This window comes from uncultured Nostoc sp., assembly GCF_937863485.1.
GTDB lineage: Bacteria > Cyanobacteriota > Cyanobacteriia > Cyanobacteriales > Nostocaceae > Nostoc.
Map to the genome: position 1 here is coordinate 1 of NZ_CALMFY010000233.1, position 5,457 is coordinate 5,457.

Sequence of the window (5,457 nt, forward strand, 5' to 3'; positions counted from 1 at the left end):
AATTACCAACAAGCTTTGGCTATCTATATCGAATTTGGCGATCGCTATTCCCAAGCACTCACCTACCACGCTTTAGGAACGCTTGCAGAAGCAGAAGAAAACTACGCAGAGGCGAGGGTTAATTTACAGACAGCGTTGGAGATATATGTTGAGTATAAAGATGAATATCGGGGGGCGATCGCACGGGAGGCGTTAGAGAGATTACAAGTACACCTCGACGGAAATAAGCCACCTATTTTAAATGTCTGAAACCCTTTTATTACCCCCCTTAATCCCCCCTTATAAAGGGGGGAAATAAGAAAATCCGGTTCCCTCCCCTTTATAAGGGGAGGGTTAGGGTGGGGTAAAAAATATTTGATACATCAATCATGACTTTTTAAACATCCTCTTAGAGAGATTACCAGAGTGATGGAGTGATGGCATTTAACAGAGGCGCAACCAGATCATACTCATTAAGCAGGCGTAGCAAGTCAATACAATCGCATTGTTAGTCGATACAATCGCATTGTCAGTCAATACAATCGCATTGTCAGCCGATACAATCGCATTGTCAGTCGATACAATCGCATTGTTAGTCGATACAATCAAATTGCAAGATGATTACCAGGACTTACGCACTTGTACAGTGACTCTTTATTTATCGCTGTGCCAACTTAGTGTCATCAAGGGTGTGAAGGCTGGAATCTCTAGGGTTCAGACTAGAATCAGCACAGAAAACTTACAGGCTGTATCAACACAAATTGTTGCAAGTCTAAAGGGGGTAAAGCCCAGCTTGATGACACGAATTTATTTCAACCCCATTTAATTTGTCACTGTATAAAAGCCTGTACGTTTTTCGGACGACAATCTCTTGGGAAATTGTGATGCTCAAAACCTTTATAGGAAGCTGCCATTGTGGCGCAGTTCGATTTGAAGCCGACATCGACCTGAGCTTAGGTACAAACAAATGTAACTGCTCGATCTGCACGAAAACGCGGAATTGGAACGCAATCATCAAGCCCGACGCATTCCGATTGCTATCCGGCGAGGGCGATTTGAGCGACTATCAGTTCAATCTAAAGGTTGGACATCATCTGTTTTGCAAGCACTGCGGCGTGCGATCGTTTGCTCGTGGGCACGTTGAACAGATTGGTGGTGACTACGTTTCAGTCCAATTGGCTGCCCTCGACAACGCCGAACCAACGGAACTCTTTGAAGCGCCGATTCGATTTGCTGATGGCCGTAACAACAACTGGGATGCGCCTCCAGCCGAGACAAGGCACTTATAAAAGCGTAGACGCCGCTTTCACGGTAGTTCAATACAGACCTAACCCCCAACCCCTTCCCTACAAAGGAAGGGGAGTAAGATTCAAAGCCTCTCTCCTTTTAGGAGAGAGGTTTGGAGAGAGGTCAAAGTGTACACTACACACAAAGCATCCAGGGCAATGATTTGCAAAGTAGCACATCAGTTTCCTGGCGCTAGAATTGCAGAATTGCCAACAGATGGTTCGGTGTATTCGCAAAAAATATTCAAACCGATTTTGAGGATGTATAAAACAATAACAGTTGCGATCGCTGGATCAATTGGCAAACCGTGTGCCGTCGCTACACCAACAAGGGAGATAATCAGCCCTGTCAGCAAGGGCGAACTGCCTGGATTCTTCGTGTAATCTTTAAGTTGACCGCGAAAACCATCATCGCCACAGAGTTCCTCACGCAATACCTTTAGTGTTACTTGCCAAAGTGATTTACCTTGCTGCATCAACGGTTGTCCATTTTTATCATTCCACAAATCCTCAAAAGTGGTTTCAACTTTGCCATTATGTTTTTCCAAATGATTCAAAGCGTGTTGTGCAGGGTCGTAATCTTGTAAAATCTTCCGTGCAGCATTCATTTCCGTATGACTTAATTGAGCATCCATCATTTATCCTCATTTTTTAGTTTGTCATTTGTCATTTATCATTGGGCATGGTTATTCCCCTTGTCCCCTTGTCTCCTACTCCCCACTTTCCGCAAGAGTTCAAACTACGTCAAAATTTAAATAAACGCGATCGCACTTACTGACAATGCAGATTACCCAAAGTCTCCATACAGCAATTCTTGTCACTGACTTAGAACGCTCCGAACACTTTTATGGCAAAGTATTAGGATTATCCAAAATAGATCGTTCCCTAAACTACGCTGGTGCATGGTATCAAGTCGGCGACTATCAAATTCACCTGATAGTCGCAACCACTGTCCCCACCGAAAACCCCAACGAAAAATGGGGACGTAATCCCCACGTCGCCTTCTCAGTAACTGACTTAGACGCCGCCAAACAGCAATTCCTCAATCATAATTATCCCATTCAAGCCAGTGCTTCCGGTCGCGCTGCCCTGTTTACTCAAGACCCTGATGGAAATATTATTGAGTTGAGTCAGCAGTGAGGGAGAGTGGGGACAAGCAAGACAAGGGGACAAGGAGGAATTATTGAATAAAGTCTCTACCTTGTTTTGTCCCAATGACCAATGACCAATGACCAATGACCAATGACCAATGACTAATGACTAATGAAAATCATTGCCTACTCTTATACTAATCCGCTATTAGAATCTTCTCCCGATCAAGCCGATTGGGGATGGGAGGTGGATCGGGTTTATGAAGATTTGGGTAAGCAAGAGTCTTCTGGACATGCTACGCGAACGCAATTACAACAATTATTTACCGATTGCCAAACTGAAAGGGCAGATTATCTGTTGATTCGTCGGTTGGAAGAATTAGGGGATACTGTAGAGGAAATTAGCGATCGCTTGAATCAACTCGAAGCAATGGGAGTAGCGATCATCGCCACAGAACAGCCCTACACTTCCGAAAATTACCCTTTGGGCGCTAACTTACTGAATTTGCTACACGCAATCCAACGTCAACAACGTAGTCGTCGCATCCGTGAAGGACACGCCCGTAATCGTCTCGATGTTGCACCGCCACCGGGCAAAGTTCCCTACGGCTATCGCAGAGGTAAGGGAAAATATACCATTGACCGCAGTACTTCACCAGTAGTCAAAGATTTTTTTGAACACTTTTTACTCTATGGTTCCTTGCGGGGTTCAGTTCGTTACTTGGCGAAAAAATACGGCAAGAAAATCTCTGTCACCACAGGAAGACGTTGGCTGACTAATCCTGTTTATCGCGGCAATACAGCTTACCAAAATGGTGAAACTATCTCCAATACCCATAATCCGATAATTTCTAAGGAAGAAGCAGCCCAAGTTGATCGACTTTTACGCCGTAATAGCCGTTTACCATCCCGAACTGCTAGTGCGCCGCGTTCTTTAGCTGGGTTGATTGTCTGTGCTGAGTGTCAGTCACACATGACAGTTACTCGTGTCACTCAACGCAATCAAGATAAGGAGTATCTTTATTTACGTTCTACTAGCTGTCCTCAACGCCCCAAGTGTAAGGCTATTCCTTACCAAGAGGTTTTAGAACATACAATTGAAACGGTTTGCCGTGACTTACCCTTAGCTGTAGCGGGGATGAATTTTCCTCAGTTGGATGTAGTGAAGAATAGTTTAGGGCAAGCGATCGCTCGTCAGCAAGAAATACTTGCTCAGTTACCCGCTTTAATTGAAACTGGAATTTTAGATGTTGAAACAGCAAAATTAAGGGCTTACAAACTCCGCACAGAAATTTCTGCACTCGAAGCAAAGTTGGCGACTCTTCCCCCAGTTAACTTGCGTTCTGTTGCTCAAGCTGTTTCTATTCCACAATTTTGGTTAGATTTGTCGGAAACAGAGCGACGATTTTACTTTCGAGAATTCATCAAGCAAATTGAGATTACTCTTCAAAATAAAGAATTAAAACTACAAGTTATTTTTATTTTTTAAGTTAAAGGGGCGGTTATACCAATTCTGTATGAAGATGCGCCAAACTATATGAGGAACGAACCGCATACTCCTACGGAGAAGCAAGCTACGCGCAGCGTCTCCAAGAGTTGGACACAAAGAAAGAAAGAAATAAGAAGCCAAGAAAATTTGGCGCAGCCTCACAAAGAAATGGTATTAAACCCCTTATCAATTGACCAACAGTCTCATTCCATTGCCCTAGCTTAAGTTGATTATTTCTGAGACGGTTGATCCTTAGTATACGCAGTAGGTTTTGGCCCTGCATTTCGCACATTGATAATTTTATTGAGGATATCAAACCAAAAAGGCGCACCCATAGCAATAGCTAAACCACTCAGTATCCAACCACAAATTAATTTAAAACCCTGCCAAATTCTGATATAAACACTATTCGAGTCTCTATTATCTAATGGCTCAAACTGTTGATTGATATTTTGCCATCCAATGGGTATAGAAGCATTTCCTAATAGTCTCTCGATTTCCTTTCTGGCTTCTGAGTCTGTGATATAATTAGTTTGCTCACTTGCACTTTGAGTAATGGTAGAGCGGATAACTGAATCCCGCGACAGTCTTTTTAGAAGGTGAAACGTATCAGTATTGGTTAATATCGCAACTGATATTCCAATTAAAATTGCAGTTCCTTTAGCATTGCGTTTATAAACACCACTGGCTCGATCCATAGAGCGATCAAACCATGTTTCTACTTCATTTTTAAACTGATTCGCTTCTTCTGTAAGGTCATCAATTTTTATCCTGCTACGTTTAGCAATCACACCAAGACTCGTAATTAAATTATTAGGTACGTAATCAGGTAACTCATTATTAACAAAATCTATAAACTCCTGATCAAAATCTCCATAAACTTGTTTAATTTTTTTATAACTTTCACTATTAGGATCATTAATTCCTGTTTTAAGTTCTTTGTAAGATGCTAATATCATGTGCAAGTTAGTTTGAGATTCATCACTAGGATGTTTCACATAATTAATTAACTGGGGAATTTTTCAGGCATCTAATAAGCTAATTGCAAATGTTTCCGAAGGAAGATAGGAAGGGCCACTTTGTTTTTCTCCTAGTGCTTTGTTCTTGCCAATATTTTTTCTACCTTCTCGTAACTGCTTTTCTACTTTATTTTTGGCTTCTTGATTCAATGTATTAATCAAAGGATCGTTATAAAGTTGCTGTACCAAGTTTTTTGCTTTTATAATATCTGAATCTTCACTTTCACTACCACCTGCTAAAAGTAATTCAATTGAATTTTTTAAATGTTTAGCTCTCCATTGTAATAATGTGGTAATCAACTCCTGAATTTCAGAAGCCAGCAAGCTCAAAATCAAGTAAATAAAAACTAAGCCAAGAGTAACATCCACAACGACAGGTAAATTCATTGATAGGCTCCAATAATTTTTTAGTGGCTTTTTTTTTGTAAAAACTGCTATTAGCAAATTGTATAGCACACATATTTCAATGAAATAATCGCTTAATGAAATTTAAGATACTAAAACTTGCTAATTTGGAATAATTTTAATCAATAATTATCTCTATAGCAATCCTAAATCATTTGTAAAAAATCACAGTTGTTGATACTCTGAAC

8 protein-coding genes are annotated in these 5,457 nt (G+C 41.0%); 5 read left to right on the forward strand and 3 right to left on the reverse strand.

Features of this window, described 5'->3' with window-relative positions:
* The 3 genes from Q0541_RS31705 to Q0541_RS31715 form a co-directional block, all read left to right on the forward strand.
* Positions 1 to 249: tetratricopeptide repeat protein (locus tag Q0541_RS31705; protein WP_366941951.1), on the forward strand; the 249-nt coding region annotated here is incomplete at its 5' end.
* Positions 250 to 484: 235 nt separating this feature from the next.
* A complete protein-coding gene (locus Q0541_RS31710) occupies positions 485 to 805 on the forward strand; it encodes a hypothetical protein (protein ID WP_298920487.1) in 321 nt (106 codons plus the stop codon).
* Positions 806 to 863: 58 nt separating this feature from the next.
* Positions 864 to 1,268 carry a GFA family protein gene (locus tag Q0541_RS31715; protein WP_298920489.1) on the forward strand — a complete coding sequence of 135 codons (405 nt, stop codon included), beginning with the start codon at positions 864 to 866 and terminating at the stop codon, positions 1,266 to 1,268.
* 176 nt (positions 1,269 to 1,444) lie between these two features.
* On the opposite strand, the gene Q0541_RS31720 is transcribed toward Q0541_RS31715, so the two are convergent.
* Positions 1,445 to 1,900 (reverse strand): hypothetical protein, encoded by a 456-nt coding sequence (locus Q0541_RS31720; RefSeq protein ID WP_298920499.1) that lies wholly within the window; start codon positions 1,898 to 1,900, stop codon positions 1,445 to 1,447.
* Positions 1,901 to 2,045: 145 nt separating this feature from the next.
* Between Q0541_RS31720 and Q0541_RS31725 the strand changes: the two genes are divergently transcribed.
* Together Q0541_RS31725 and Q0541_RS31730 are read left to right on the forward strand one after the other, a co-directional pair.
* A complete protein-coding gene (locus Q0541_RS31725) occupies positions 2,046 to 2,405 on the forward strand; it encodes a VOC family protein (protein ID WP_298920491.1) in 360 nt (119 codons plus the stop codon).
* Positions 2,406 to 2,528: 123 nt separating this feature from the next.
* Positions 2,529 to 3,845, forward strand: coding sequence for a recombinase family protein (locus Q0541_RS31730; protein ID WP_298920493.1), 1,317 nt, complete (start codon positions 2,529 to 2,531; stop codon positions 3,843 to 3,845).
* A 230-nt stretch (positions 3,846 to 4,075) separates the two neighbouring features.
* Here Q0541_RS31730 and Q0541_RS31735 read toward each other — a convergent pair whose 3' ends face one another.
* Entirely contained in the window at positions 4,076 to 4,843 is a 768-nt protein-coding gene (locus tag Q0541_RS31735) for a hypothetical protein (RefSeq protein WP_298920495.1), read from the reverse strand.
* A 24-nt stretch (positions 4,844 to 4,867) separates the two neighbouring features.
* A complete protein-coding gene (locus tag Q0541_RS31740) occupies positions 4,868 to 5,251 on the reverse strand; it encodes a hypothetical protein (protein ID WP_298920497.1) in 384 nt (127 codons plus the stop codon).
* Between the last annotated feature and the right edge of the window lie 206 nt (positions 5,252 to 5,457).